Genomic DNA, 1,611 nt, shown 5'->3' on the forward strand with positions numbered 1-1,611 from the left:
GTCCAGGAGAGTTCAGCGTGAATGTATCAGAGACTCCAAAACTTAAAAGCAGGAGGAGCTGAGGGCGACGAACTTCCCATCGGTGGTCCACCCCAGCAGCATGGGCTCTTGCGGTTGAATGGCCCGTCCGGTGAGAGCGCAGCATTGGGCTTGGTGGGCCGTGGCCGGGAAGCTGGCCCGAATATCCTCAGGACTGAGGGCAGCAGCCCCTTGGGAGTGGCGTAGGACATAGCTCCAAAGAATTTCCCGTATGAGGGCCTGGTAGCCCCGATTTCCGGCCAGCGCCTTCAGCCGCTGCTTCAGCTCACGTTCCAGCCGAATGCTGGTCACTTCCATCTGAGTCGTGGGAATGGGGGAATGGGCGCGGATGGGCATGCAGGGATCCTCCCTCGAAAAGCCTATACTACTCCTGTAGCATAGCTGGCTTACCGCCTGAGCGGGGATCCCGGCCTGGGTGAGATGGCTCAGGTCAAAATGGGCCTAAGCTGTGCAGTTCTGACCGCTAAGGCAACGTCAGCACCTGAGTGTATGGTTGAGTTGATCCCGCCCCGCCGTCGTGCCTTGGAGCATTTGCTGGCTCGTCTTGGATTCAGGGATCCGGCTTTGCTGGAACAACTGCGTTGGGATCTGCTGGATCAGGCTCTGATTCACCCTTCTCTGGATGGCCGACGGAACAACGATCGGCTGGAGTTGTTGGGGGATTCTGTCCTGCGAATTTTGGTTACGGAATTCTTGTTTCAGTCCTATCCCCATCTGTCGGTGGGAGAGCTGACCGCGATTCGCTCCGACCTGACCAGCGATGCTTACCTGGCAGAACTGGCGGATCTGCACGGCTTGGATCGCTACCTCGAGGTGGGATCCAGCTCGCAAAACGACTTGGCCGGGCGGGGTCGGCGGCTGGCGGATGCTTTCGAGGCTCTCCTGGGAGCCTTTTATCTCAGTTGGGGTATTTACACGCTGCCCAGGCTGCATCCCTGGCTGGATCCCTACTTACACCGACGAGTGGAGCAATGGTTCCAAGACCCCACTCGGCGCAACCCCAAAGCAGCCTTGCAAGAACTGACCCAACGCCTTTGGGGTAGCCTGCCCGAATACCGCCTGGTGGCCGCCCAGGAGCATCCCCCTCATTTCACCATGGAAGTTTGGGGGCAAGGGCGGTGCTGGGGCCGCGGTGAAGGTCGCTCGAAAAAGGCTGCGGAAATGGCCGCCGCTGCTCAAGCCTACGAACACTTGCAGTCGGAGAAGACATGAGAGGCAAACACCGCTACGAGTTGGCCAGTTGGTTGTTTTTGCTGGGGAGCAGCCTGTTTGCGGCGAGCGAGGTGATGACCTTGGGTAGCGACCCCCCTCCGTGGGATCCCGCAGCTCCAACCCTTCTCAATCTAAAAGTTGTCCAAACCCTGCTGGGAATAGGAGCCAGCCTCCTGTTCGTCGTAGGTAGTGCTCTGTTCATCCTCGATGCCCGTCACCGCTGAGATGTGCACCCTACCCAAAACCACAGCAGCCCTTCTCCGAGAGCAACAGAGGCGAATAGATGAGAAGCTTGCTAATAAGGACTTCTTCCGGCTACGGGATCCGCAGGCGAGAGCATGACTCTAGTCAATGATACGC

General features: G+C 58.7%; 3 protein-coding genes. 2 read left to right on the top strand and 1 reads right to left on the bottom strand.

Annotated features, from left to right (window positions below; genetic code table 11):
• Positions 1-42: 42 nt before the first annotated feature.
• Positions 43-375 carry a hypothetical protein gene (locus NW815_RS12260; protein WP_414390600.1) on the bottom strand — a complete coding sequence of 111 codons (333 nt, stop codon included), beginning with the start codon at positions 373-375 and terminating at the stop codon, positions 43-45.
• Positions 376-528: 153 nt separating this feature from the next.
• On the opposite strand from NW815_RS12260, the gene rnc reads away from it, so the two are divergent.
• Together rnc and NW815_RS12270 are read left to right on the top strand one after the other, a co-directional pair.
• Positions 529-1,251, top strand: coding sequence for a ribonuclease III (gene rnc / locus NW815_RS12265; protein WP_011432396.1), 723 nt, complete (start codon positions 529-531; stop codon positions 1,249-1,251).
• Entirely contained in the window at positions 1,248-1,475 is a 228-nt protein-coding gene (locus NW815_RS12270) for a hypothetical protein (RefSeq protein ID WP_414390598.1), read from the top strand. Before rnc ends, NW815_RS12270 begins: the two co-directional genes overlap by 4 nt.
• The last annotated feature ends 136 nt before the right edge of the window (positions 1,476-1,611 follow it).

The sequence above is a fragment of the Synechococcus sp. R6-7 genome, from assembly GCF_047461695.1.
In the GTDB taxonomy this organism is placed as follows: Bacteria; Cyanobacteriota; Cyanobacteriia; order Thermostichales; family Thermostichaceae; genus Thermostichus.